The organism is Salinibacter altiplanensis (assembly GCF_002894645.1).
Lineage (GTDB): Bacteria > Bacteroidota > Rhodothermia > Rhodothermales > Salinibacteraceae > Salinibacter > Salinibacter altiplanensis.
Window position 1 is genome coordinate 35,011 of record NZ_NCQY01000004.1, and the last position, 25,648, is coordinate 60,658.

General features: G+C 62.9%; 19 protein-coding genes. 6 read left to right on the forward strand and 13 right to left on the reverse strand.

Features of this window, described 5'->3' with window-relative positions; translation table 11 throughout:
• Positions 1-74: 74 nt before the first annotated feature.
• From B7R93_RS02660 to B7R93_RS02690, 7 genes are all read right to left on the reverse strand, one after another.
• On the reverse strand, positions 75-1,010 hold the full coding sequence (locus B7R93_RS02660; RefSeq protein ID WP_103019307.1) for a bifunctional riboflavin kinase/FAD synthetase: 936 nt from the start codon (positions 1,008-1,010) through the stop codon (positions 75-77).
• Between the two features lie 423 nt (positions 1,011-1,433).
• Entirely contained in the window at positions 1,434-1,832 is a 399-nt protein-coding gene (gene rbfA, locus B7R93_RS02665) for a 30S ribosome-binding factor RbfA (protein ID WP_103019308.1), read from the reverse strand.
• A gap of 74 nt (positions 1,833-1,906) precedes the next feature.
• Positions 1,907-4,999: a translation initiation factor IF-2 gene (infB, locus tag B7R93_RS02670; RefSeq protein ID WP_103019309.1), complete on the reverse strand. Its 3,093-nt coding sequence runs from the start codon at positions 4,997-4,999 to the stop codon at positions 1,907-1,909.
• A gap of 70 nt (positions 5,000-5,069) precedes the next feature.
• Complete coding sequence (gene nusA / locus B7R93_RS02675) at positions 5,070-6,683, reverse strand: transcription termination factor NusA (protein WP_103019310.1); 1,614 nt, start codon at positions 6,681-6,683, stop codon at positions 5,070-5,072.
• 62 nt (positions 6,684-6,745) lie between these two features.
• A complete protein-coding gene (locus B7R93_RS02680; RefSeq protein ID WP_103019311.1) occupies positions 6,746-7,228 on the reverse strand; it encodes a ribosome maturation factor RimP in 483 nt (160 codons plus the stop codon).
• Between the two features lie 292 nt (positions 7,229-7,520).
• A protein-coding gene (gene prfB / locus B7R93_RS02685; RefSeq protein ID WP_157942163.1) for a peptide chain release factor 2 occupies positions 7,521-8,658 on the reverse strand; the annotation gives its coding sequence in 2 pieces (ribosomal slippage) (positions 7,521-8,588 and positions 8,590-8,658; 1,137 coding nt in all).
• 109 nt (positions 8,659-8,767) lie between these two features.
• Positions 8,768-9,970, reverse strand: coding sequence for a pyridoxal phosphate-dependent aminotransferase (locus B7R93_RS02690; protein ID WP_103019313.1), 1,203 nt, complete (start codon positions 9,968-9,970; stop codon positions 8,768-8,770).
• A 189-nt stretch (positions 9,971-10,159) separates the two neighbouring features.
• Between B7R93_RS02690 and B7R93_RS02695 the strand changes: the two genes are divergently transcribed.
• On the forward strand, positions 10,160-11,647 hold the full coding sequence (locus B7R93_RS02695) for an aldehyde dehydrogenase family protein (RefSeq protein ID WP_103019314.1): 1,488 nt from the start codon (positions 10,160-10,162) through the stop codon (positions 11,645-11,647).
• 119 nt (positions 11,648-11,766) lie between these two features.
• On the opposite strand, the gene B7R93_RS02700 is transcribed toward B7R93_RS02695, so the two are convergent.
• From B7R93_RS02700 to B7R93_RS02725, 6 genes are all read right to left on the reverse strand, one after another.
• Complete coding sequence (locus tag B7R93_RS02700) at positions 11,767-12,048, reverse strand: hypothetical protein (protein WP_232797935.1); 282 nt, start codon at positions 12,046-12,048, stop codon at positions 11,767-11,769.
• Between the two features lie 206 nt (positions 12,049-12,254).
• A complete protein-coding gene (locus B7R93_RS02705; RefSeq protein WP_103019316.1) occupies positions 12,255-12,599 on the reverse strand; it encodes a hypothetical protein in 345 nt (114 codons plus the stop codon).
• A 572-nt stretch (positions 12,600-13,171) separates the two neighbouring features.
• The gene (locus B7R93_RS02710) at positions 13,172-14,593 is read right to left on the reverse strand and encodes a malic enzyme-like NAD(P)-binding protein (protein ID WP_103019317.1); all 1,422 of its coding nucleotides are present in this window, start codon (positions 14,591-14,593) and stop codon (positions 13,172-13,174) included.
• A 163-nt stretch (positions 14,594-14,756) separates the two neighbouring features.
• Positions 14,757-17,360: a 30S ribosomal protein S1 gene (gene rpsA, locus B7R93_RS02715; RefSeq protein ID WP_103019318.1), complete on the reverse strand. Its 2,604-nt coding sequence runs from the start codon at positions 17,358-17,360 to the stop codon at positions 14,757-14,759.
• Between the two features lie 227 nt (positions 17,361-17,587).
• A complete protein-coding gene (gene cmk / locus B7R93_RS02720) occupies positions 17,588-18,271 on the reverse strand; it encodes a (d)CMP kinase (protein ID WP_103019368.1) in 684 nt (227 codons plus the stop codon).
• A gap of 49 nt (positions 18,272-18,320) precedes the next feature.
• Positions 18,321-18,935: a hypothetical protein gene (locus tag B7R93_RS02725; RefSeq protein WP_232797937.1), complete on the reverse strand. Its 615-nt coding sequence runs from the start codon at positions 18,933-18,935 to the stop codon at positions 18,321-18,323.
• Between the two features lie 125 nt (positions 18,936-19,060).
• Between B7R93_RS02725 and B7R93_RS02730 the strand changes: the two genes are divergently transcribed.
• The 5 genes from B7R93_RS02730 to B7R93_RS02750 all read left to right on the forward strand — a co-directional run bounded on the left by B7R93_RS02730 (position 19,061) and on the right by B7R93_RS02750 (position 25,585).
• Positions 19,061-19,624, forward strand: a complete 564-nt coding sequence (locus B7R93_RS02730; protein WP_103019319.1) for a TrmH family RNA methyltransferase — start codon at positions 19,061-19,063, stop codon at positions 19,622-19,624.
• A gap of 64 nt (positions 19,625-19,688) precedes the next feature.
• Complete coding sequence (locus B7R93_RS02735; protein WP_103019320.1) at positions 19,689-21,704, forward strand: methylmalonyl-CoA mutase family protein; 2,016 nt, start codon at positions 19,689-19,691, stop codon at positions 21,702-21,704.
• A gap of 50 nt (positions 21,705-21,754) precedes the next feature.
• Complete coding sequence (gene scpA / locus B7R93_RS02740; RefSeq protein ID WP_103019321.1) at positions 21,755-23,905, forward strand: methylmalonyl-CoA mutase; 2,151 nt, start codon at positions 21,755-21,757, stop codon at positions 23,903-23,905.
• A 44-nt stretch (positions 23,906-23,949) separates the two neighbouring features.
• Complete coding sequence (meaB, locus tag B7R93_RS02745) at positions 23,950-24,987, forward strand: methylmalonyl Co-A mutase-associated GTPase MeaB (protein WP_103019322.1); 1,038 nt, start codon at positions 23,950-23,952, stop codon at positions 24,985-24,987.
• A 97-nt stretch (positions 24,988-25,084) separates the two neighbouring features.
• Positions 25,085-25,585 (forward strand): hypothetical protein, encoded by a 501-nt coding sequence (locus tag B7R93_RS02750; RefSeq protein WP_103019323.1) that lies wholly within the window; start codon positions 25,085-25,087, stop codon positions 25,583-25,585.
• Positions 25,586-25,648 lie beyond the last annotated feature (63 nt).

Below are 25,648 nucleotides of genomic sequence, written 5' to 3' on the forward strand. Positions count from 1 at the left end.
ATTCCAGTGTGGGTCCGCGGGCAAGTGTGCCGAACACGATTTTCGTCCCGAAACGGGAAGACACTGAATAGCCGTCAGGCTTGTGTTCGGATAACAGTTCTGCAACGCTCTTCGTCTTCAGAAAGTTGCGCCGCCAGTGCCGTCGCAGATTCAAACTTCTGTTCGGCCCGCAGTCTTTGCAGGAACTCAACAGAAAGAGTGGCTCCGTATAAATCGCCCTCGTAGTCCAGGAGATGCACCTCGACGGTGACGTCCATCTCGTCAAACGTGGGTCTACGCCCGATATTCATCATGCCTCCCCGGCGGTTCCCATTCGGAAGCACAACCATCGTGGCGTACACCCCGCGTTTGGGAGTCAGTTTGCGGGCGTCCTCGAGGGCAAGATTGGCAGTGGGGTAGCCGAGCTCTCGCCCGCGCCCCTGTCCTCGAGAGACGAGGCCACTGAGCCGGTAGGGCCGCCCCAATCGGGCATTGGCCTGTTCGATGCTCCCCTCGGTCAACAGCAGGGACCGGATGGTGCTGGAGGACACGACGTCGTGATCGACCTCTTGTGGAGGGATAACATCCACCGAAAAGCCGTGCTGCTCTCCAAACTCGCGGAGATCTTCGACGTCGCCGGCTCGGCCTTTGCCAAACCGGTGGTCGTAGCCAACCGTGATCTCTTGCGCGCCGATCCGATCTACCAGTACTTCTTCGACATAGGCCTTCGGACCCAGTTGCGCAAAGTCGTTCGAAAACGGGATGACGACGAACCGGTCGAGACCAAGACCTTCCAGCAGATCTGCCCGCTCAGCCACGGTCGTCAGGAGCGGAACCTCCTCGTCGTGCACCACAGCCCGCGGGTGAGGATCGAACGAGACGAGGGTACTTGGCCCGTCTTGCGCCTCAGCCCGTTCTTGAAGGTATTCAATAATTGCTCGATGGCCGCAATGCACACCGTCAAACGTTCCGACGGTCACAACCGATCGGGGATCGTGACTAATGGCATCCCATCCAATTTCGCGCTTCATGGAGGCATCGGCTCGTCCTAGATCAGCGTATCCGGCGGGGCTCGCCGGCCCCGCTCGTGGTTGGCGGCACACGATCCTGCGACGGCATCGCGCAGGGGCCCGCGGGGGTCCGCACCAGGGCCTTCACCGGAGTCGCGGGCAAGTGCCCCAACTGCTCCGGCGGGCATTCCTTCTTCTCGGGGTGGAGATCCGTGATGGTGACCGGCCGAGCGTCTCTGGACGAGCGGCTCGGGCCCAACACAGCGGGGCGTTCCCTGCGATCTCCTCCCACTGTTCTGCGGGGTGTTGGTAGACGAGTCGTTCCGGTTCGCCGCCACAGGTTTGAGGGCGTGAGGGCGCAGCTCTTCCCTGCGCCGCAAGGCCGTCGCGGACAACATGTCTCGTCGGTCCACTTCGGAAGGAGAAGGCCGCCGACGGCCCCGCTCACTCAGGGGGGTCAGAGGCATTCTCTGTGTCTCCGAGCCGTCGCTCTCGCTCCTCCCGGATGCGATCAAACAAGTTCTCCATGCGCTTGGCCTCTTCCAACGACTCGTCGTGGAAGAATTTGAGCTCCGGGATTTCACGCACCTTGTTTTGAATTCGGGACGCGAGCTGATTCCGAATCTCGTCCGCAAGGTTTTCCAGTTGCCGGAAGGTGGCTTCTCGTTCCTCGGCGGTATCGCCCATGACGCTCGCGTAGAGGTACGCGATCGATAAGTCACCGGTCACTCGGGCACGGGTAATCGTCACCATTGGCTGGAGCCGGTCTGCATACTCGCGCTGCAGAATGCGGGCAACCTCGCGTTGAACGAGCTCTGCGACACGTTCTGTGTACACGCTCATAGTGGGGGCAAAGGGATCGGAAGAAAGTCATCAGAGGACAGAGCCGGGCCAGACGTGGCCTCGACGGAGTGAGGCTAGACCTCAAGCTCTCGGGCCTCTTCGACAATCACGTACGTTTCGAGCTCGTCACCGGCCTTCAAGTCGTCGAAGTTTTCGATCGAGAGTCCGCACTCATACCCGCTTTGGACATCGTTGACATCTTCCTCAAAGCGTTTGAGCGAACTGATGTCCCCTTCGTATTGCACCACACCCTCCCGCACGAGACGGACCTTGTGGTTGCGCCCCACAGTGCCCTCGTTGACGTAGCAGCCCGCCACCGTACCCACGTCGGGCACACTGAAGGTGTCCCGAACCTCGGCGCGGCCCTTCGTCTCTTCGCGGCGCTCGGGGGAGAGCAATCCCTCAAGGGCATCATGGACGTCTTCGATGGCTGCGTAGATCACCGAGTAGGTCCGGATGTCGACGTCTTCACGCTGGGAGGCGTCGCGAGCTCCCGACGTGGGACGGACCTGAAAGCCGAGAATGATGGCGTCGGACGCACGGGCCAGCATCACATCGCTCTCGGTAATGGCCCCCACACCACTGTGAATTACGTTGACAGCGACCTCGTCGGTCTTCAACTTCAGAAGGGCGTCGGAGAGCGCCTCAACGGAGCCGCCCACATCGGCCTTTATGATGAGGTTAAGTTCGTGGAACTCGCCCTCAGCCATCTGGCGGCTCACCTGATCGAGCGAGACCTGACTCTGTCGCCGGAGCTCTTGTTCGCGGTGAATCCGCTGGCGCTCCTGGGCCACGTCCCGGGCCTCCCCCTCGTCGTCCATGACGACAAACTGGTCCCCCACTTCGGGAGAGCCATCGCACCCGAGGACAAGGGCAGGCTGGGACGGCCCCACCGACTCGATGCGCTTGTCTCGCTCATTGAACATAGCACGGACGCTCCCGCTGTGGATTCCGGCGAGGAAAGGATCGCCCGTTTCGAGGGTGCCGTTCTGCACGAGAACGGTGATGACGTTTCCACGCCCCTTCTCCAGCCGACTCTCGATGATGACGCCAGAGGCCTCCCGGTTAGGGTTGGCCTTCAGCTCCATAATCTCGGACTGCAGAAGCACCTTGTCCAGCAACTCGTTGATGCCATCTCCTGTCATGGCGGACACCTCAGCGGCCTGCACATCGCCGCCGTACTCCTCCACGAGCACATTTTGCTCGGCGAGCTCGGCCCGCACCTTCTCGGCGTCCGCCTCGCGCTTGTCCATCTTGTTGATGGCAACCACAATGGGCACGTCGGCGGCCTGAGCGTGGTTGATGGCCTCCTTCGTTCGCGGCATCACCGAATCGTCGGCGGCCACGACCAGGATTACAATGTCGGTGGCCTTAGCACCACGGGCCCGCATCGCGGTGAATGCCTCGTGGCCCGGGGTGTCGAGGAACGCAATGGCCTCGTTGTCATGATCGGTAAGCTCCACGTAGTGGGCCCCTACGTGCTGCGTGATGCCCCCTTCTTCTCCAGCCACCACATTGGCGTTTCGGACGTAGTCGAGCAATGAGGTCTTGCCGTGGTCGACGTGTCCCATCACGGTAACGACCGGGGCGCGCGGCTCGAGGTCTTCCGGGTCGTCCTCCTCTACCTCGACGGCCTGCGTGTCTCGCTCCGCGACGAATTCGACCTCGTAGCCGTACTCGTCGGCCACAAACTCGATCGTCTCTGTGTCGAGCCGCTGGTTGATCGACACCATCATCCCCGCGTCGAACAGCGCGTCGATGACATCGCTGACGGGCTCCCCGATTAGATTTGCAAGCTCACCGGTCGTGACAAACTCCGTCACCTCAAGGATATTCTCCTGCTCACGCTTGCGCTCTCGACGGCGCTCGCGCTCCTCTTCGTGTCGCTTGCGGCGACGACGACGGCGACGCTGGCGCTCGCGGCTGGCGCCCTGCTCCAGCTCCTGCAACGTCTCCTGCAACGTCTGCTCGATGTCTTCCTCGTCGGGCCCCCCTCCGCCCTTCTTCTTGTTCTTGCTCTTTTTCTTTTTCTTCTGCCTCTTCTTTTTCTTCTGCCTCTTCTTTTTCTTCTTTTCTTTCTCTTTTTTCTTGCGCTTGCGCTTGCGCTCGGGGCGCTGAAGCTGATCGCTGTCCATCTTGCCAACTACACTGGGCCCCTTGAGGCGATAGCGCCCGGCCTTCAGCGTTTCCTCCTCTTCTTCCGCGTCGTCGTCCGCGTCGTCGTCCGCCGCATCAGCCGATTCTTCCGCCGGGGCCTCCGCCTCGGTCGTGTCGGCATCTCCGTCTTCCGCCTCCACAGATGCCTCCGGGGCCTCCGCGTCATCCTCCGGGACAGAGTCCTCCACTGCTTCGGCCGAGGAGGCATCCTCTTCGGACACCGCTTCTTCAGCCTCTCCGGTTGATCCCTCCGGCTCTTCTTCGGTCGGTTCGGGCGCGGATGCGTCCGACTCGGGCACGGACGCTTCGGCCTCAGCCTCTTCCGTGGTGTCCCCTTCGGCCTCTGTCGCCCCCTGCGCCTCTGCGTCCGCCCCTTCCTCTTCGACGCCTTCCTCGTCCCCCGCGGCCACTGCTTCAGGGGCCTGCTCTCCCTCTTCGTCGACCGGTGCTTCGTCGACCTTATCGGCCTCGTCAGCAGAGCCCGCCTTCTCGTCCGGCGACGTGTCGCCCGACTCCGCCGCGTCGACGAGGCGCTCGGCAGGGTCGGTCTCATCGGAAGCTTCTTCGCCGAGGGCCTCCTCATCGGGGGCCTCCGGTTCCACCTCCGCTGGCGCCTCCGCGTCCTGCACCGCTTCGTCATCCTGCGCGGCTGCCGGCTCTGCGTCCTCGGGCTCTGCGTCCTCCGGCTCGGCCTCGTCGGTGGTGGACTCCGGCTCAGCCTCCTGCTCCTCATCGAGAGTGGCGACCTCGTCTCGCTCGGGACCGCCGTCCTCGTCTCCTGAACGGAGCTCTCGGATGCGGGCCGCAACCTCGGCGTCGTCGGCGTACTCCTCCCGCAGGACGAGATACGCCTCTTCGTCGACAATTTTCGCATTGAGACCGGATCCGGAGAGGGCGTCTTCGTACCCTTCCTCCTCTAGAAACTCCACCACGCGGCCTTCGGAAACATTCAGTTCCCGAACGACCTGAAAGAGCTTCTTGTCTTGAAAGTCTTTCGTCTTGGTTGCCATATGGCAATCGGTTGTTGCTCAGACTCACTACAAAAACGGCCGCCGATGTCATCCCCGACGGCATGGACAGCTAAGATCGAACCTCAGACTCTTCGGGGGTCGATTCCGCTTCCTGCTGGTCTTCGGAAGGGTTCTGGGTGCTCGGTTCCTGGTCGGGCTCGTCGTCGAGCTGGTCTTCCACGGGGGCATCTTCGTCGTCGGGGTCGGGTGCCTCCGTGGACGGGGCGCTCTCCGGGCCGTCTGCGTCCGACCCAGAATCCGCAGCAGCGGCTTCTGGGTCCCCATCGTCCGCATCACCCGAGGTCTTCGCGTCGGCAGACGCGGCGGCTTCGGCCGAGGCCTCGTTGGGGGAGGTGCCGTCGTCGGCGTCGGTCGCCCCCGCCGTCTGCACCGCCTCCACTGTGAACCGCCCCTGACGAATTGACTCAATAATGCCCGGCCCTTTTTCAAATTCCGTTTCGATAATCTCCATCACCTGTTCGGCAACGTCGCGGTCGAGGTCGGCCCGTCGGGCCAGAGCGTCCGGCGACAACTCGAGTACGGCCTTCCCGGTATCGCACCCAATTCGCTTGAGTTTGCCGATGGTCTCCTGTGTAAGCTCGTCCCCAAACTGCTCGATGTCAATGTCTTCCTCGTCCGCCGGAATTTCGCGGTAGACGTCAATCTCGTAGCTGGTCAGCTCTGAGGCAAGCTTGATGTTCACGCCGCGTTTGCCGATCGCTTGGCTGACCTCATCGGCCGGCACCTCCACACGGGCCCGCGGGGCGTCTTCTTCTTGATTCAGGGAAACGTTCGTCGGCTCAGCCGGGGACAACGCCCGAGAGATAAGCTCCTGGGGATCGTCGGACCACTGCATCACGTCGATGTTTTCGTCGGAGAGCTCCCGGACGATGGCATTAATCCGGACGCCCTTCACACCCACACACGCGCCCACGGGATCCACCTTTTCGTCGTGGCTCTCCACCGCCACCTTGGCGCGATCCCCAGGAATCCGAGCCACCTTCTTGACCTCAACGATTCCGTCGTGCACCTCCGGCACCTCTACCTCAAAGAGACGCTCCATGAAGATCGGCGAGGTACGGCTCACGACTACCTGCGGGTCACTTCCAGCGTCGCGCCGGACCTCCTTGACCACAGCACGGAGCATGTTGCCCTTCCGGTAGTGGTCCCCCGGGACCTGTTCGTCGCGGGGCAACGCAAGCTCAGTGTCCTCGTGCATCAGAAGCGTCTCGTGGCGACGGACCTGGTAGATTTCCCCGACGACAATTTCGCCGATGAGCTCCGTGTATTTCTGGTAGACCTGTTCTTTCTCAATGTCACGGATCCGCTGACGAAAGGTCTGGCGTGCGGTCATGACGGCCCGGCGCCCAAACTCACTGACATCGAGCCCGCCGGCTACCTCATCGCCAACCGCAAACCCATCGTCAATCTCCTGGGCTTCGGACTCTTTGATCTGGGTCACCGGATCCTCAACCTCCCAGTTCCCAACGACCTCTTGAATGTGGAGGATCTGAATGTCTCCCTGCTTCGGATTGAAGATAATTTCGAAGGCCTCGTCCGACCCGTACCGCTTGCGAAGCATCGCGCGGAATACATCCTCGACGATGATCTGCAGGGTGTCCCGGTCCATGTCTTTGGACCGGGCAATTTCCCCAAATGAGGAGATCAGGTCTTCGCTTCGCATAATCCGTCTCGTCCTGTGAAGAAGTAAGTCCGCGTAGCCCGCCGCATCCGTCCCATCGCCCTTCACCAGGGCAGCTCAATTCGTGCTTGTGTAATTGCCGTGTATGACAGTTGAAGGCGCTCCCTTGAGGGGAGCTGAAGCTCAATTTCCTCGTTGTCCGCGTCCGCCAGACCCCCCACCACGATCTCCTCATTGCCGTTGGCTTCAAAGCGTACACGCAAGGTGCGTCCAACGTTCTTCCGATACTGCGCCGGCATCGTCAAAGGACGCTTAATCCCGGGCGAGGAGAGCTCCAGCTTGTAGCTTCCGTCCACCACGTCCTCCACATCAAGCAGAAACCCAACTTCCTTGCTAATAAGGGCAAGATCGTCGTGGCCTACGTCGTCTTCGGAATCGATGTAGACCTCCACAACTCGCGTGCCCTTGTGCCCTCGCACCTCCACGTCCACCAGAAAGTAGTCGGTTCCAACGATAACCTCTTCGGTCAATCCGGAAACCCGATCGGCAAGGCGTTGCTGCGTTGGATTCACAACTGTGATCGTCAAGTGTCCAGAAGCACCTAGTGCAAAAAAGCGTCCGGCCCGACAGGCGGGACGAACGCCGCGTGCGACCCAGGCACTGAGCCGCCTTTCCCCCTTCAGATGCCCACGGGAAGAAGCACAGCCGGGCATCAGCACAAAAGTACAAAAAGGTGGCATCGGAGGCCACCCTGTTGTACCTTCGTTTTCAGCGAACCACGAAGTCATGCGTGTCGCACCGCTGCAACGTCCGCCCTCATCCGATGTTTCTGTACATCCGTTGGATCCATCCCCATGATCGGCCCACATGTTTCCTCTCCTACACCGGTGATGTATCCCGGTCTTTCTTTCCCTTCAGCAGGTAGGCTTTGATAAATGGATTCAATTTGCCCTCCAGCACAGCCTCGGCATCGGTCCGCTTGGTCTCCGTCCGGTGATCATTTACCATTGTGTAAGGGTGCAGCACATACGAGCGAATCTGACTCCCCCACTCAATGCTCTTTTTTGAATCTTCGAGTCGTTCCTTTTCCTCTTCCTTGAGCTGCCGCTCTGCCTGGTAGATACGGCTCTTGAGCATCTCACGTGCCCGACGACGGTTCTTGTGCTGGCTCCGTTCCTGGGTGCATGCGGCGCGAACCGTCGTTTCGTCTCCGTTGGACAGGGTGCCCGTCCAGATGAGCCGCACCCCCGTTTCCACCTTGTTGACGTGCTGCCCTCCCTTCCCCCCGGACCGAAAGGTCTGCAGCTCGATTTCCCCATCGCCGAGATTGACGTCAATGCCATCGTCGACCTCGGGGTAGACGAAGACGCTCGCGAACGAGGTATGGCGGCGGCTATCGGCGTCGAAGGGCGAAATGCGGACCAGCCGGTGGACACCGGTCTCGCTCTTCAGTCGGCCATAGGCGTAGGTGCCCTGCACATTCAGGGTCGCACTCTTGATGCCGGCCTCTTCTCCGGACTGCTGATGAACGAGCTCCACCTCGCAGTCCTGCTCTTCGGCCCAGCGCATGTACATGCGGAGCAGCATCTCGGCCCAGTCCTGGCTTTCGGTGCCTCCGGCCCCCGGGTTAATCTCAAGAATGGCGTTCCGCTCATCGTCGGGATCATCGAGGAGGCTCTCCAGCTCGAGCCGGTCGAGCTTCTTTTCGAGCCGTCCGGCCTCCGCGGCAATTTCGTCCGACATGTCTTCCCCCTCTTCTTCAGAGAGAAGCTGGAGCGTCTCGATGTCTTCGGCCTGCTCCTTCACGTCCTCCCAGGCCTCGATCCACTCTTCTTCCCGGGCGATTCGTTTTTCAATCTCACGGGCCCGATCCGGATCGTCCCAAAAGTCGGGATCCATCCGCTCCTGGTTCAGCTCCTCTACGGTCATGCGGCGACCGTCTACGTCAAAGATAGCCCCCGAGCGCCTCGACGCGCTCAGCTAGCTGTTCGAGGTCTTCGTCCGAGTACGACTTCATGATCGGGGAAGAGGAATTTGACGAGAATGTAGACTAGAGGTGAGTCCGATTGCCTGTAGAAACCGGGGCCCGAGGAGGGATGTTTCTCCGGGCCGAGCACACCAGGCCCTCAGGACAGGTGCCGCGACACGAACCGGTCGATCCGGGTGAGCGCCTCCTTGATGTCATCCAGGCCGGTGGCGTAGGAGCACCGCACATACCCTTCGCCGCTCGGGCCAAAGGCCGTTCCAGGGACGCACGCCACTTTTTCTTCTTCCAAGAGACGCTGGGCAAACGCCTCCGACGTCATTCCTGTAGGCGTGATGTCAGGAAAGCAGTAGAAGGCCCCCTCCGGCTCAAAGGTAGGGAGGCCCGCGTCGTTCAGGCCCGACACGATGGTGCGGCGGCGCTCGTCGTAGCTCTGCCGCATTGTCTCTACGTCTCCCTGGGCGTCGCGCAACGCGGCAATGGCCCCCTCTTGGGCCATCGTCGGCGCGCTCATAATCATGTACTGGTGCACCTTGTGCATCGCCTGCAAGAGCGGTTCCGGCGCACAGGCAAACCCGATGCGCCATCCCGTCATCGCGTAGTTCTTCGAGAAGCCGCCCAACAGCACCGTCCGTTCGCGCAGTCCGTCAACGGTGGGGACGCACACGTGCCCCCGGTCATGGGCCGTGCCGTAGATAAGCTGGTCGTAGATCTCATCGGAGACAACCAGCAGGTCATGATCGACCACGAGCTGGGCAATCTCTTGGAGCGTGTCGCGCCGCAGGACCGCCCCGGTCGGATTGTTCGGATACCCAAGGAAGAGCACCTTGGACTGGTCGCTAAGGTGCGGCTCAATGTCGGCGGCCGTCACCTGAAAGTCGTTCTCCACATGGGTCGGGACGTGCACCACCTCGCCCCCTGCAAACCGGGCGGACGGCCCGTAGGATACGAAGCAGGGCTCGGGGATCAGCACCTCGTCCCCCGGATCGAGAAGGGCTTGCATGGCCAGCTGCATCGCCTCGCTGCACCCCACGGTGGTGACAATCTCGCTCCCTGGGTCGTACGAGAGACCATGCCGCTCCTCGTAGTCCTCCGCGATCAGCGCGCGAAGTTCTTCCATACCGGCATTGGCGGTGTAGTTGGTGCGTCCATTCTCCAGCGCATCGATGCCGGCCTCCAGCGCCGGGTCCGGCGAGCCAAAGTCCGGCTCTCCGATCCCAAGCGAAATGACATTGTCCATCGTGGCGGCGATGTCGAAGAACCGGCGGATGCCGCTCGGGGGCGTCTCGCGGACCCGTTCCGAGACGTATGAATCGAGATCAGGGACGGTGGCAGGGGCGGCCATGGGAGTCAGTTGCGGGTGTAGGGCGAAGTGGACAGTGGGCACAGACACGTACTTCGTCCCTACCGGGAGGTTCGGGGGGCTCTTCCGTGATAGCAGTCGAAGGTCTCGTGCCGAGTTGTATTTTGAAGGTCTCGGCACCTAGGTTTGAGAAGGCACTTTCCTCTCCAAATTGTCTCTTTTGTTTCTGGTATGCCCGACACATTCGAAAATTACATCGGCGGCCGTTGGACCGGCGCCGCCTCCCAGGCCACCTTCGACAACCGGAACCCCGCCGATCCCAGCGATCACATCGGCCAGTTTCCGGATTCCGCCCCTTCCGACGTCGACGCCGCCGCACAGGCGGCTCGTGACGCCTTTTCGGACTGGCGCAGCACCCCCGCCCCCAACCGCGGAAAAATTCTAAAAGCGTCCGGCGATCTGCTCACGGAGCGCAAGGACGACATCGCCCGTTCGATGACCCGCGAGATGGGCAAGCCCTTCTTCGAAACGAAGGGGGACGTGCAGGAGGCGATCGACACGGCCTACTACGCAGCCAGTGAGGCGCGACGGCTGTTCGGCACCACGGTCCCGAGTGAGCTGCCCGACAAGATGAACATGACGATCCGCCGACCGCTCGGGGTGTGCGGCATCATCACGGCCTGGAACTTCCCCGTCGCCGTGCCCTCGTGGAAAATTTTCCCCGCCCTTGCCGCCGGCAACACCATCGTCTTCAAGCCGAGCGAGGACGCCCCACACAGCGGCCTTCGCTTCGTACAGACGCTGATCGACGCGGGGATTCCGGAGGGCGTCATCAACGTCGTGCATGGCGCGGACGAGGCAGGGCAGGCACTCGTGGAGCATCCGGAGGTCGATGCCCTCGGCTTCACCGGGTCCTACGAGGTGGGCACCGCGATCGCCGAGACCTGCGGCCGCCTCAACAAACCGGTGTCGCTGGAGATGGGCGGCAAAAACCCGATGATCGTGATGGACGACGCAGACCTCGATCTTGCGCTGGAGGGGGCCATTTGGGGCGCATACGGAACCACGGGGCAGCGCTGCACGGCCACCAGCCGCCTTATCTGTCACAAGGCGGTCCACGACGAGCTCGTGGACATGATTCGGGACGAGGCGGAGACGCTCGTCCTCGGGGACGGCAACGACGCGAACACCGACGTGGGGCCCCTCATCAATCAGGCCGCCGCGGAGGAGGTCCACCGGTACGTCGAGATCGGACAGGAGGAAGGGGCCACCCTGGAGATGGGCGGCGCCCCCGCTTCGGTGGATGGTCTCGACGGTCACTTTTACACCCCCACCCTCTTTACGGACGTGACCCCGGAGATGACAATCGCCCAGGAAGAAATCTTCGGGCCGGTGCTCGCGACGTTCGAGGTGGAGTCCTACGACGAGGCCGTCGCGGTGGCCAACGACACCCAGTACGGGCTCTCCTCCTCCATCTACACCCAGGACGTGAACAACAGCTTCCGGGCAATGCGGGACCTTGAGGCCGGCATTACGTACGTCAACGGCCCTACAATCGGGGCCGAGGCGCACATGCCATTCGGGGGGGTGAAAGACACCGGCAATGGGCAGCGGGATGGGGGCTACGCAGCCTTCGAGTTCTGGACGGAGCACAAAACCCTCTACGTCGACTACTCCGGGCAACTACAAAAGGCCCAGATGGACTCGGTGGAAGACTAAACGGGCGTGGGCACTTTTTTGGCTTCCCCTCTGCAATGCGGGTGGTGATGCATGCCATCACCACCCGTTTTGTATTGCAGAAACGGAGAGACACCACATGTGAGAGATGTCTCCGTCGGCTACTCGCCGTTCCGGAGGTACTCGTCGTTTTCCCGGGCCCGAACGACCGCCTTGTAGCTCTCGTCCTCCTGCTGCGCCGAGCGCACGATGACATTTTCTTTGCCGAAGCGGCGGTACAAGAGGTTGCGGAGGTTCTGAATATCGTTCTGCTCAAGATCCGAGAGAACAATTGCCTCCTCATCCCCAACCTCGCCCCACTTCTGCGCAATGGGCTCGTACTTGGACGTACGGCCTCGTCCCCCGCTGGCGCCGAGTTCACGCTCGGCATCTTCCTGGTCCATGACTTCCATTTGAAAATCTGCGCTCATAATTCAAGATATAGTCGTTACTGAGATTCGCATGTGCACAGAATTTAAAACCAAAGACATGGTTCCCCTTTTCGTTCAGCTTCATTTAATGTCTATCTCTACCATCCCGAATATAAACATACTTCATTGTACTCATCGGTGAGCCTAGGTGCAGGCTCAGTATTTCCTCAAGGTATGACTCATGCTCCGACATTGAACACGTATCCATGCTCAATATTACCCGCCCGTGTTCCGTCGATAAAAACGACGGATCGGAGGTGCTCGACGTGATTAAACCGTTCTTCTACTTCACAGTACGTCACCGTCGCCTCGGGAAACGCCTCTGAGAGTTCCCTGCAAGGCCTCTCCAGGTCCGTATGGTCCTCCAGTGCGCTCTCCGTCACGAATTTGAGAGCCGGGAGGGCCTCGTCGCTCTCCTCCATCGGCCGCCCTTCGAATCCGTGCTCGTCGATGATCGAGTGAGAGCGGACCGCTTCGAGGTCTTCTGGATTGGACACAAGAAGGTACGTGACGACCTTCGCCATGGGAATGCATTGGAGCTGTCTGTTCGGAAGACTTCGGAATTTGGGGGAGCGCCTTGTTCCGTGTGGCGTCTGCTCCGTCGTGTGCGACGGAATTCCAGGGGCTACGCCTCTCGGAGAAGCTCCCCCGCAGCGTGGGAGGACACGCAACGGACGTTGGAAACCTGGGGCCGCGAGACGCGGACCGGACACAGAGCCTGGGGGGCGTTGCAAGGGCCGCGGGGCATGCAAAGTGGGGTAGGCGACCCGATTCGGCTTTTGGCAGGCCAGGGTGCGCCCGGGCGCGGCCTCCGAAGCCAAGAGCATGAAGATGGCACACCCACTCAGCGTCACTGCAGGGCGATCGCGGGACTGCGTTGCACTGCCACCGCCTCGATCGGTACCGATGTTTCCCAAGGTCCGGGCCGGTGGCTGCCCCTGTCACACCTCCGACTGCGAAGCCACGACAGATTTCCCACGGCGGCCCGGAGCCTCCCAGCATCCCGGGGCAACTCGTACGTTTCCGGATGCCCCCAGAATTGCCGTCCTAGCGACCGGACGGGTCGAAGCGCAGCGACATGTCCATCGGAGCGCCCCTAGGTACGCTTTCGGGCCAGTCCCTGCTGTTGGGCCGTCCGAGACACCGCCTTCGAGACCTGGGTTACCACATTCTCGTCGAACACACTTGGAATGATGTAGTCCGGGGTCAGACTCTGATCATCAATTGCCTTGGCAATCGCCTCGGCCGCTGCAATTTTCATTTCACTGGTGATGCCCTTCGCCCGGCAGTCGAGGATTCCTTTAAACAGGCCCGGGAAACACAGCACGTTGTTGATCTGATTGGGATAATCACTCCGCCCGGTGGCCATCACCGCCACGTGTGGGTAGGCCTCCTCCGGCATGATCTCCGGGCGCGGATTGGCCATCGCGAAGACAATTGGGTCGCGGGCCATGCGATTCACGTCCTCCACGTCAAGGACATCCGGAACGCTTAGCCCGACAAAGACATCGGCCCCGTCCATCGCCTCCGATAGGGTATCGCCGTCCACCGATGGATCCGTCATCTCGGCATATTGCTGCTTCGCGCCGTTGAGGTCGTCGCGGTCCGTGGTCACCGGACCGTCACTGTCCACCCCCACGATTTCCTCAACCCCCATTTCCATGAACATCTTCGTGACCGCCGTTCCCGCCGCCCCGATGCCAACCGTCACGACCTTGATGTCGTCGAGGTCCTTGTCCACAACCTTCAGTGCATTGAGGAGGGCGGCAGCCGTCACAACCGCCGTGCCGTGCTGGTCATCGTGAAAGACCGGAATGTTAAGCTCGTCTTTCAGGCGCCTTTCCACGGCAAAGCAACGCGGGGAGGCGATGTCCTCCAAGTTGATCCCGCCGAAGACCGGGGCGATGCGGCGAACCGTATTTACAATCTCGTCGACGTCGGTCGTATCGAGACAGATGGGAAACCCATTCACGTCCGCAAACTCTTTCAGAAGCTGCGCCTTGCCCTCCATCACCGGGAGGGCAGCCCCGGGCCCGATGTCGCCCAGGCCGAGAACGGCTGTGCCATCGGAGACGACCGCAACCGTATTGCTCTTGATCGTAAGCCGGTGTGTATCTTCGGGCGTCTCGTGGATCGCCTCACACACACGGGCCACCCCAGGCGTGTACGCCATGGACAGTTCGTCGCGGGTGCGGAGCGGAGACTTGCTCTCAACCTCTACTTTTCCCCCAAGGTGCAACAAGAAGGTACGGTCCGAGATGTTGACCACCTCGACCCCGTCAAGGTCACGCAGCGCCTGAACGATCGACTCGGCGTGGTCGTCACTGCGGGTGTTGATGGTGATGTCACGGGTCAGTTCTTCCTTTTCGGCCCGCACGATGTCAATGGCCCCAATATTGCCCCCGTGCTCGCCAATCACAGAGGTGACTTTCGCCAGCATGCCGGGACGGTTGGAAATGACCACCCGAACAGTGATCGAGTTGCTGGCACTGGGGAGGTATTCGTCGGTCTCTTCCATAGGATTAGGCGTCGTAGTAGGAGAATTGCGTTACGAAAGAAACGAAAAAAACAGGACCCGATTGCCGAAGACCTCTCGCCCCGGAACCCTAAAGAAAAAGGACGGCTTCCAGTCGGGAAGCCGCCCTTCGTACTTCAAAGATGCGTCCGGTGGCCCGAAACGGCTAGTCGCTCACGGACCCCGTCTCATCAAACTCGTCGAGGGCATCGGAAATTTCCTCCGCGTAGGCGGACCCAATGCCGTCAAGGTTGGTGAGGTCATCCACCTCACGGACCTCCGCCAGGGAGGTCACGTCTGCATTTTCAAGTCGGGAGACGCGGGGGAAGTTCTCCGGGAAGCCAGCCGTCTCGTCGAAGGGAGAATCCTCGTCCTCCGGTGTCGCCTCGGCGTCGGATGCGTCCTCGGCGTCGGACTCGGAAGGGACATCCTCATCAGCCGGCGTCTCCACCTCAGCCTCGGCGGCCTCTTCCGCGGCCTCTTCCTCCTCCATTTCACGGCGCAGGTCCGCCAACCCAGAGAGCTCCCCGAGCGTCGTGGGGCCGGTCGTCGGCTCATCGGGCTGCGCCTCGGGCTCCTGCTTGAAGTCCCGCTCGGTCTCTTCGGGCTCGGGCTTCTCCTGACGGGATTCGCGCTCCTTCTGGCGGGATTCGCGCTGCTCCTCTTGCTGCTCCTCCTCGCGCTCGGCCTCGTCCTTCGCCGTTTCACTGAGCACAATGTCCTTCTGGTCCTTGTCGAACCGAATGACCCGGAGGTCAAGCTCATCCCCCTCGTGGTAATGATTCTTGAAGGCCTTGGGGCCGTCTTTGAGCTCACTGCCCGGAACGAAGGCTTCCACGTCCAGCGGCAGCTGTACGACGAGTCCCTTGTCCTCCACACGGATGACCTCGCCATTCGTGTCATTGCCCTCCCCGTACGCATCCGCAAACTGGTCCCACGGATTGGTCTTCACCTGCTTGTGGCCCAGGGAGATGCGGCGTCGCTCCTCATCGATGTTGAGGATCACGACATCGAGCTCCTGCTCCTCATCGACCATGTCGCCCGGATGGCGAATCTTCTTGGTCCAGGACAGGTCCGAGACGTGGACCAGCCCATCGATCCCGGGCTCGATCTCGACGAAGACCCCAAAGTTCGTGATGTTGCGCACCGTGCCGGTCAGCACCGTGCCCGCCGGGTAGCGATCGCTGATGCCCTCCCAGGGATCGGGCTCCAGCTGCTTCATCCCAAGTGAGATCTTCCGCTCTTCTTGGTCGATGTTGAGGATCTTAACGTCGACCACCTGCCCAAGGGACACCATCTGACTGGGGTGCTCGATGTGACGCGTCCACGACATCTCACTGATGTGGACGAGCCCCTCGATGCCCTTCTCGATCTCGACGAAGGCCCCGTAGTTCGTGATTGAGACCACCTTCCCCTCAACCACGTCGTCCTCGTCGTACTTGTTGCCAATCTTGTCCCAGGGATGGTCTCGAAGCTGCTTCAGGCCCAGGGAAATGCGCTGTCGCTCCTCTTCGTAGTCGAGAACAACGACTTCAATTTCCTGATCGAGCTCCACGACCTCACTCGGGTGTGAAACGCGGCCCCAGGACAGGTCTGTGATGTGCAGAAGGCCGTCAACTCCCCCGAGGTCGATAAAGACGCCGAAGTCGACGATGTTCTTGACGGTGCCTTCGAGCACCTGTCCGACCTCGAGCGACTCGAGAATCTCCTGCCGCTGCTCTTCGAGCTCGTGCTCGATGAGCTCGCGGTGGGAGACGACGATGTTCTCGTTTCCGGGATTCAGCTTGACGATCTTGAACTCCATCCGCGTCTCCAGGTAGGACTCAAAGTCCCGAACCGGGCGGACGTCAATTTGCGACCCCGGCAGGAAGGCCTCCATCCCATCGAAGAGCTCCACGATCATTCCGCCCTTGATGCGACGGATAATCGTGCCTTCGATCACCTCTTCGTTCTCGTAGATTTCTTCCACCCGCTGCCAACGCCGGACCTTGTCGGCCTGCTCCTTCGAGAGCACGAGCTGACCGTCGCGGTCCTCCTTTCGTTCCAGGTATACCTCCACGGTGTCCCCGGGACGGATCTCATCCTCCTCCTCCCCAAACTCGTCACGGGAGACGATTCCGTCGCTCTTGTAGCCGATGTCGATGACCACGTAGTCTTCGTTGACCCGCAGCACACGGCCCTCAACGATGTCCTGCTCACGGACATCAATGGAGGTCTCGTCGACGACATCCCGGAACTGGTCATACACTGAGGCATCGGTCGGCGCCTGCCCCTCAGCCTCCAGGTCATCGAGGGAAACCGTTTCTCCATAGGCCTCGCCCGTGAAGCCCTGTGCCTCTTCCGTTCGCTCAAGCTCGTCGGGCGAAACAGTGCCCGTTGGCTCTTCGAACTCGGACACGTCAACCGAGGCCTGCTCGCCGGACGGCATGGGAAGGTCTTCGGACGCCTCCTCCACGGCCTCTTCGAGGATGCGGCTCACGAAGCCGGGTTCCTCCGGGGGATCTTCGGGGGCCCCGTCGCCGCCATCGCCCACCGGTCCGTCGTCCGCCGACGGAGATCCTTCAGGCGCAGGCTCATCGGCATCCTCGTCCTCCGCATCGGGCGTCGACGCGACGGCGGCATCGGTCGCCTCCGTCGCAGTGCCCGAATTTTCGGCGTCCGGAGCCGTGGCCTCAGCCTCGTCTGCGGCATCCGCGTCGGGGGGAGAAGCCTGAGCGTCAGCAGTGTCTTGAGAGTCGTCTTTGGGCGCTACTTGTTCTTGTTCTGCCATATACGGTGTGGTAGGTTTGCAAGTCGCCAGCCACGTGGCCGACCGACGACTATTGCGATTTGTACCTGCCTGGTCCTGACAGTCCAGGAGGGAGCGTGAAGAGGATGAAGGAGGTCTAGGAACAGACGGGCTGCCTGCCCCAGAACACAAGATAGAGTGTCAGGCGTGCCTGTGAATGGGCGTGGGTGCCCTGCTTAATAGGCGACAGTTGTATTGCGCCCGAGCATCTACGTTCCGTGGGCGTCTTGCGCTTTAACGTGATCTACGACAAGCTCAACCTGCTCCGCAATCGTACAATCGGTCGTGTCAAGGACGGTCGCGTCGTCGGCGCGCCGAAGAGGAGCAATGTCTCGGGTCCGATCCTGCTCGTCGCGCTGCTCGATCTCGGCGCGAACCTCTTCGAAAGTGATCTCCTCCCCCGCCGCCTCATGCTCTTGGAGCCGACGCCGGGCCCGCTCGTCGATATCGGCCACCATGAAAATTTTGACGGGGGCCTCGGGGAAGACCACCGTGCCCGTGTCGCGTCCATCCAGCACCACCCCGCCGTGGCGGTCGGCCTGGACGCGCCCGATCCGGCGCTGCTGCTCTACCATGTATTCACGGATCGGTTCAAGGGTCGAGATGTCGCTCACGATGCGCCCCACTTCGGCGGACCGAAGGCGGTCGGTGACCGCTTCGTCCCCCAGAAAGACCTGCATCGTCCCGTCCCGGTACTGCACATCCACCCTCAGCGAGGAGAGCACGGTTTCTGCACTCGCGATCGTAGCGGGGGCATCGGCACGCAGAAAGCCCAGGGCCACGGCCCGATACATGGCGCCCGTGTCCAGGTATACGTAGCTGAGTCGGGCGGCGGCGCGTCGGGCCGTGGTGCTCTTGCCAGAGCCGGCAGGGCCATCGATGGTAACAATCACGTCGGAAGAGTACTGGTCAAAAGTCAATGGACGCAGTGAAAATGTACGGCTAAGGCTGCTGGGAATCCTGCCCAACGCTCCGGCGCACAACCGTGATGGGGGACGGGTACTGGATCGACCCGACCTTCGTGTTGACGGTCGGCTGGACCCGTAGCTTGAGGGTCTGTGGGAGCGCATCGCCCCGGATGGCCGCGGCCAGGTCCACGAGGCCCTGCAGGTTGTCGTCGAAAAACCGGACAAGGTCGAGTTCTACGTCGACCGGCACCTCCGTAGGCTCCCCAGGCGACAGGACCCTCTCTCGCTCGAACCGGCCCGACACCGTTTCTTTGTCTTCCAGCAGGAGGGTCCAGTCCATCTGGGTAAGCCGCGCGTTGACGCTGTTCGAGGATGGATTTTCGGCGTTCAGGTGGAGGGTAAAGGACAACGGAAGCGTTCCGTCAGAGAGCGCCGAGCCCAGCCGAAGCACGTCGGTCCCCCGGAGATCGTCGTACGACTGCACCCTTGACAGGTCCACCCCTGCCAGGCGGGGCTGGGCAACCCGATCGATCGAGAACTGAACCTTGCGCAGATTGGCGACCTCCCGGAACGCCGTGCATCCGGTGGCGGCCATCGCGAGTAGGCCGAGGGCGCACGGCAGCGCCCAACGAACGGGGGACGAGAGCATGGGGCTACATTTGGATGTGGGTGCAGGTAGATGCAGAACGTCCGGCAAGAAACAGGGCCTCGGAAAGCGAATTCAGAAGACAGCCTTGAAACCAACTGCTTTTCAATTTCTCGACCAGTTGCCCGATGCGCAAGCTTAGTTGGGATGAAATTGAGCGGCCGGCCCCTGAGGACGTCCCGGCTCTTCCAAAGCATCCCGTCCGCCTCATCGTGCACAACGTGCGGTCGATTCACAACGTCGGGTCGATGTTTCGAACGTCCGACGCGGCCCGCATCGAACACGTTCACCTCACCGGCTTTACCGGGACTCCGGAGCACAAGGACCTCCACAAAACGGCCCTCGGTGCGCAGGACAGCGTCGAGTGGAGCCAGCACGACGAGGCACGTCCTCTTCTCCGCGACCTGAGCGACGCCGGCTATACGGTCGCGGCCCTTGAGCAGACGGACCATACCCGGCACCCCGACGCGGTCGCGGCCGACGCCTTTCCGCTTGCGCTCGTCGTGGGCAACGAAGTGCGGGGCGTTGAAGCAGACGTACTCGACGCGGTCGATTTCGCCCTCGAGATCCCCCAGCACGGCGCCAAAATTTCGCTCAACGTAGGCGTCGCTTATGGCATCGCGGTCTACGACCTGATCCGGCGCGCACGGTCGCTCTTCGGACCGCCCGGAGACGAAGGGCGTACGGAGTAGCCCTTGGTGCAGGGTTCACGTCTGCCTCCCTCGTTCCGCTTTTCACCGAGTGCTCCTTCACCACATGCCCGGAACGGAAGCGTTTCCACCGCTCTTCGACGAGTTCGACGCAGTTACGCCTGCGAAGTGGCGAGAACACGTAGAGTCGGACCTCGGCGGCACCGCTCCGGAGGCATTTCTCGAGTGGTCATCTGTGGAGGGGGTATCCCTTCCGGCGTACCTCTCTCCCGACGCCTTGCAGAACGTATCGCACACCGACCCGGAGAGCACCCTCCCCCTGGCCGATGCCGCAGACACTCCCGCCGGCGCGTGGAGCGTATGCCAGTCCATCCGGCACCCCGACCCGGAAGTGGCGGGCAAGCACGCCCGGGCCGCGGTCGACGGAGGAGCCGATGCCCTCGAGATCGCCCCGTCGTCTGCACTCTCGGATGAGTCCGGGGTGGCCCTCCGTTCGAAGGCCGATCTCGCGCAAATCCTCGACGGGATTGATCCGACAAATGCCTCCGTGCACCTTCACGGAGGCCCAGCGGCCCCCGCACTGTACGCGCTGCTCCGCGACTATCTCTCAGGTGGGCCTCTTGAGCCCGAGGCGATTAGCGGGGCGGTCCTGTACGATCCCGTGGCGGCGCTGGCCTCGGGCACCGCTCCGGACCGAGCGTTCTCGCTCGCCGACGACCTCGTGGCGGACGCCGCGGAAATGCCTCAGTTCCGAACCGTGACCGTCGATACCAGCGTCTACCACGACGCGGGAGCGTCGGCCGTTTGGGAGTTGGCCTGCGCGCTCGGTGCCCTCGCCGAACGTCTGGCGCGACGCACGGAGCAAGCCCGCTCCCTTCCCCCTCTTCTCAACAATCTGCAGGTCCGGGTTCCCGTCTCGACCTCCTATTTCGTCGAGATGGCCAAGCTCCGCGCCCTCCGCCTTCTCGTGCCACAGGTGATCGATGCATTTGCCCCTGCGGCAAGTGCCCCCCTCGACGTGGCCCCCGCCGACGTGTGCGTCCACGCCGTCACCTCCCGGCGTACGGAGACGATCTACGACCCGCACGTGAACATGCTTCGGGCCACCACCGAGGCAATGGCCGCCGTGCTCGGGGGGACCGATGCATTGACCATCCGGCCGTACGACAAGGCCGTGAGGCCGCCCGACGAGTTTGGCCTCCGCATTGCCCGCAACACACAACTCATCCTGCGCCACGAGGCCCACTTCGATCACGTAGCCGACCCGGCCGCCGGGTCGTACTACATCGAAACCCTGACCGACCAGCTCGCCCGACGGGCCTGGACTCAGTTTCAAGATCTCGAAGCAGAGGGAGGAATTGTCGACTGCCTCCGCGACGGCCGACTGCACGAACAAATTTCCGCGACCCGAGACGAACGGCGTCGGGCGCTCAACGAGCGGGATCAGGTGCTCGTGGGCACCACCCACTACCCCGCCCTCAACGAACGACGCCGGGACGACCTCGTGGTACCGAACCCCCCGCCTACGAACGGGGAATCGCCGGCGCCCCTCAACGCGTCGTCCGTCGATGCACTCCGAACGGCGCTCCGCGACGGACACTCACTCCAGGAGGTGACGTCGGCCCTCCCGTCAGCGTCTTCGGGCGTGTCCCCACTGCCCCGGATCCGCCTCGCCGACGAGATCGAGGCGATCCGCCTCCGCACCGAACGATACGCGGAGTCTCAAGACGGCCCGCCTCGGTTTCTGCTCGCCCCACTCGGGCCGCCCGCCATCCGGAGTGCCCGTGCGAACTTCTGCCGCAACTTCCTAGGCGTGGCGGGGTTTGCAATCGAAGAGCCGTTGAAGTTTGACTCCGTCGGCGCGGTGGCCGACGCGGCAGCCCAACAGGGAGCCGATGCCGTGGTCCTCTGTAGCTCGGACAACGAGTACGTCGACCTTGCTCCCGCCCTCGCCGCAGCGCTCTCCGACGGCGGCCCCGATGCCCTCCTCGGGATCGCCGGCGCCCCCGGCGACATCGACGTGGACGACGCCGACTTCTTCGTGCATCAGGACAGCCCCCTGGGCAACACCCTCACTGCCCTACAGGACGATCTTGGCATTCCGACGGACGAGACGTCCTGACATCTCCCACCGCTCGCCCCTCAGCGTCTACTCCCCGACACGCCTTCGTCATGCGCCCCGATTTTTCCAGCATCGCGTACGATCCCCCCCACGAAGGCGCGTCGGCCCCCGGGGACGGAGCCTGGTCGACGCCCGAGCAGATTGATATCGAGCCGATCTACGGCCCCGACGCGGTCGACGACCTGGATCACCTCGACTTCGACGCGGGCCTGCCCCCATACCTCCGCGGCCCGTACACGACCATGTACAAGTTTCGGCCGTGGACCATCCGGCAGTACGCGGGGTTCTCGACGGCGGAGGAGTCCAACAAGTTCTACCGTGAAGCCCTCGCGTCGGGCCAGAAGGGGCTTTCTGTGGCATTCGATCTGGCCACCCACCGCGGCTACGACTCCGACCACGACCGCGTCCGGGGCGACGTGGGCAAGGCCGGTGTGGCAATCGACACCGTCGAGGACATGAAGCGCCTGTTTGAGGGCATTCCACTCGGCGACGTGTCGGTCTCGATGACCATGAACGGGGCGGTGCTTCCCGTGATGGCCTTCTACATCGCCGCCGCCGAGGAGCAGGGCGTGGCCCACGAGGAGCTGGCGGGCACCATCCAGAACGATGTCTTGAAGGAGTTCATGGTGCGCAACACGTACATCTATCCGCCACAGTCCTCCATGCGGATTGTCGGCGAGATCTTCGCCTACTGCGCCGCGGAGATGCCGAGGTTCAACGCCATCTCGGTAAGCGGGTACCACATGCACGAAGCGGGTGCGCCGGCGGATCTGGAGCTGGCCTACACGCTGGCCGACGGCCTGGAATACCTCCGTACCGGGCGCGACGCCGGGCTCGGCATCGACGACTTTGCCCCACGGGTCTCCTTTTTCTGGGCGATCGGCATGAACCACTTCATGGAGATTGCTAAGATGCGGGCCGGACGGATGCTGTGGGCCAAGCTCGTAGAGCCGTTCGACCCAGACAATCCGAAGTCAATGGCCCTGCGGACCCACTGTCAGACCTCCGGCTACAGCCTCGCCGAGCAGGATCCGTTCAACAACGTGGCGCGCACAACGATTGAGGCGATGGCCGCAGCGTTCGGGGGCACGCAGTCGCTCCACACGAATGCCCTGGACGAGGCCATCGCGCTGCCCAGCGAGTTCGCCGCCCGCATTGCCCGCAACACGCAGCTCTACCTGCAGGACGAGACCGACATCACGGAGGCCGTCGACCCGTGGGCGGGCTCCCACTACGTGGAACGCCTCACCGGCGCGCTGGCCCGGCGGGCGTGGACCCTGATCCAGGAAGTAGAGGAAGAGGGCGGCATGACGCGCGCCATCGAGCAGGGCCTCCCAAAGCGCAAGATTGAGGAGGCCGCCGCCCGCAAGCAGGCCCGCATCGACACCGGCGACGAGACGATTGTCGGCGTCAATGCCTACCAGACAGACACCGACGAACCCATCGAACGGCTCGAGGTGGACAACGAGGCGGTCCGGCGCGCACAGCTCGAGCGCCTCGACCGCATCAAGGAGGAGCGGGACGACACTGCGGTCCGACATGCGTTGAACGCCCTCACCGAAAGCGCGGAGACGGGCGACGGCAATCTGCTCGCCCGAGCCGTGAGCGCGGCCCGCAAGCGCGCGACCCTCGGCGAGATCTCATCGGCCCTCGAAGACGTGTTCGGCCGCCACACGGCGCGGACAGAGACCATTTCGGGGGTGTACGCCTCGGAAGCCGACACGAACGACCATTTCCACGCGGCCCGCGACCGGGCCGATCGCTTTGCCCGCGCCGCCGGGCGGCGGCCCCGCATCATGGTGGCGAAGATGGGCCAGGACGGGCACGACCGCGGGGCAAAGGTCATTGCCACCTCGTTTGCCGACATGGGCTTCGACGTGGACGTCGGTCCGCTTTTCCAGACGCCGGACGAGGTGGCGCGCCAGGCCGTAGAGAACGACGTCCACATCCTTGGAATTTCCAGCCTTGCGGGGGGGCACAAGACGCTCGTGCCGGAGGTGATCGACGCCCTCACGCAATACGGGCGGGACGACGTCCTCGTGGTCGTGGGGGGAGTCATTCCGCACGACGACTACGAGACGCTCTACGACCAGGGTGTGGCCGCCATCTTCGGCCCCGGCACCAACATCGCGGAGGCCGCCACCCAGATTCTCGACGTGCTTCTCGGCCGATACGACGAGGAAGCGTCCGTTGAGGCGTAACCGAACGAACTTCTCCTCCGCAGGCACTTGCATCTCCCCGAGTCGTGGCCCCCCTCAATCCCAACCTCCGCAACCAGTCCCAACCGTCCCGCTCGAGTGCCCCGTCGGCCGCCGACTACGTGACCGGCATTCTCGACGGGGACCGGGGAACGCTAAGCCAGGCCATCACCCTGCTGGAGAGCACCCGCCCAGACCACCGCGACACCGCCCGGGCGGTCGTGGAGGAATGCCTGCCCCACAGTGGCGACTCGATTCGGGTGGCCGTCACGGGCGTGCCCGGCGTCGGCAAGAGCACGTTCATCGAAGCGCTCGGGCAACAACTCGTGGCAAAGGGCCATCGCCTCGCCGTCTTGACGGTCGACCCCAGCAGTGAGCGGTCGAAGGGCAGCATTCTCGGGGACAAAACCCGGATGGGGACCCTGGCCTCCGAGGAGGACGCGTTTATCCGCCCCTCCCCCACCGCCGGCACCCTCGGCGGCGTGGCCCCCCGGACCCGCGAGGCAGTTCTGCTGTGTGAGGCCGCCGGGTACGACACCGTGTTCGTCGAGACGGTGGGGGTCGGCCAGTCGGAGATCAGCGTGCGGTCGATGGTCGATTTCTTCCTGCTCCTCGCCCTGGCCGGCGCCGGGGATGAGCTGCAGGGCATCAAGCGGGGCATCGTAGAGGTGGCCGACGCCATCGCCATCACGAAGGCCGACGGGGACAACCGCGAGCCCGCGAAGGCGGCCCGGGCCGAGTACCAAAAGGCGTTGCGCCTCCTGTCCGATCCGGATTCTGGGTGGGAGCCCCCCGTGCTCACGTGCTCGTCACAGACCGGCACGGGCATCGACGACGTATGGAGCGCCGTGGAGCAGTACCGGGCCTACACGCAGGAGACTGGCTTCTTTGAAAAGCAGCGTCGCCGACAGGCCCAACACTGGATGGAGCAGGCCGTCGAACAGCGGCTGCGCGAGGAGTTCTTTTCCGACCCCGACGTCCAGGCAGCCCAGGAGGACGTGGAGCCGGCCGTCCAGGAGGGCCGCCTGAGTTCTCTGGCCGCCGCCGAGCGATTGTTGTCGGTCCACCGGCACTCGACGGACTGACGTCCGATCAGGCCCGCCGCCCGGGAACGCCTTCCTCATCAAGTCTTAACTATTGGTCAACGCTCCCGGTTCTTCCGGCATCCCCCCTCCACTCGTCATGTTGCGCCTGTGCCCGGTCCGGCTGACGCTTTTGCTCGTCCTTGGAGCGGGGTTCGCGGGGGGGTGTGCCTCCCCTCGGTCGATGCAGGACGAGGCGGCCGCCCGGGCCGCCGCGGTGGGCACCTGGACGTACGAGGTGGACGGCTTTGCCCCCCTTGTTCAAGGCCGTTTCCACATCACCGTCCAGGATGGAGACCTGCGGGGAATCGTCCGCGATCGGCGGCTCGGGCGACTCCGCGCCCGGGTCGATGTGAACGACACCCGTCTGGAAATCAACCTCGACGACCTTCGCATCTCCGGATACATCGAAGACGGCCAGTTCACTGGGTTCCTCCGTCGATCTCAGTGGGACGTGGCGGCCCGCCGCCAGACCCGCCCCCGGTCGCAGTTTCGCTCGGCCTCCCTGTTCGCCAAGCGCGTCCGGAGCGCCACCGCGGTGGACAAGCCCAGGGTGCTGGAGTGTCGATCTCTTCTGCGAGAGGCCGGCGACTGCGACTGATCTGTGCGGGCGGGCGGATCTTTCGGGAAGCCCCGGACTTTCAATGGTCTGCCTGTTTTCAAG

What these genes read in the sequence shown, in the direction of transcription:
- B7R93_RS02660 (WP_103019307.1), bottom strand. Translation starts at nt 1,010, where the DNA reads ATGAAGCGCGAAATTGGATGGGATGCCATTAGTCACGATCCCCGATCG.
- rbfA (WP_103019308.1), bottom strand. Translation starts at nt 1,832, where the DNA reads ATGAGCGTGTACACAGAACGTGTCGCAGAGCTCGTTCAACGCGAGGTT.
- infB (WP_103019309.1), bottom strand. Translation starts at nt 4,999, where the DNA reads ATGGCAACCAAGACGAAAGACTTTCAAGACAAGAAGCTCTTTCAGGTC.
- nusA (WP_103019310.1), bottom strand. Translation starts at nt 6,683, where the DNA reads ATGCGAAGCGAAGACCTGATCTCCTCATTTGGGGAAATTGCCCGGTCC.
- B7R93_RS02690 (WP_103019313.1), bottom strand. Translation starts at nt 9,970, where the DNA reads ATGGCCGCCCCTGCCACCGTCCCTGATCTCGATTCATACGTCTCGGAA.
- B7R93_RS02695 (WP_103019314.1), top strand. Translation starts at nt 10,160, where the DNA reads ATGCCCGACACATTCGAAAATTACATCGGCGGCCGTTGGACCGGCGCC.
- B7R93_RS02700 (WP_232797935.1), bottom strand. Translation starts at nt 12,048, where the DNA reads ATGGACCAGGAAGATGCCGAGCGTGAACTCGGCGCCAGCGGGGGACGA.
- B7R93_RS02705 (WP_103019316.1), bottom strand. Translation starts at nt 12,599, where the DNA reads ATGGCGAAGGTCGTCACGTACCTTCTTGTGTCCAATCCAGAAGACCTC.
- B7R93_RS02710 (WP_103019317.1), bottom strand. Translation starts at nt 14,593, where the DNA reads ATGGAAGAGACCGACGAATACCTCCCCAGTGCCAGCAACTCGATCACT.
- rpsA (WP_103019318.1), bottom strand. Translation starts at nt 17,360, where the DNA reads ATGGCAGAACAAGAACAAGTAGCGCCCAAAGACGACTCTCAAGACACT.
- B7R93_RS02725 (WP_232797937.1), bottom strand. Translation starts at nt 18,935, where the DNA reads ATGCTCTCGTCCCCCGTTCGTTGGGCGCTGCCGTGCGCCCTCGGCCTA.
- B7R93_RS02730 (WP_103019319.1), top strand. Translation starts at nt 19,061, where the DNA reads ATGCGCAAGCTTAGTTGGGATGAAATTGAGCGGCCGGCCCCTGAGGAC.
- B7R93_RS02735 (WP_103019320.1), top strand. Translation starts at nt 19,689, where the DNA reads ATGCCCGGAACGGAAGCGTTTCCACCGCTCTTCGACGAGTTCGACGCA.
- scpA (WP_103019321.1), top strand. Translation starts at nt 21,755, where the DNA reads ATGCGCCCCGATTTTTCCAGCATCGCGTACGATCCCCCCCACGAAGGC.
- B7R93_RS02750 (WP_103019323.1), top strand. Translation starts at nt 25,085, where the DNA reads ATGTTGCGCCTGTGCCCGGTCCGGCTGACGCTTTTGCTCGTCCTTGGA.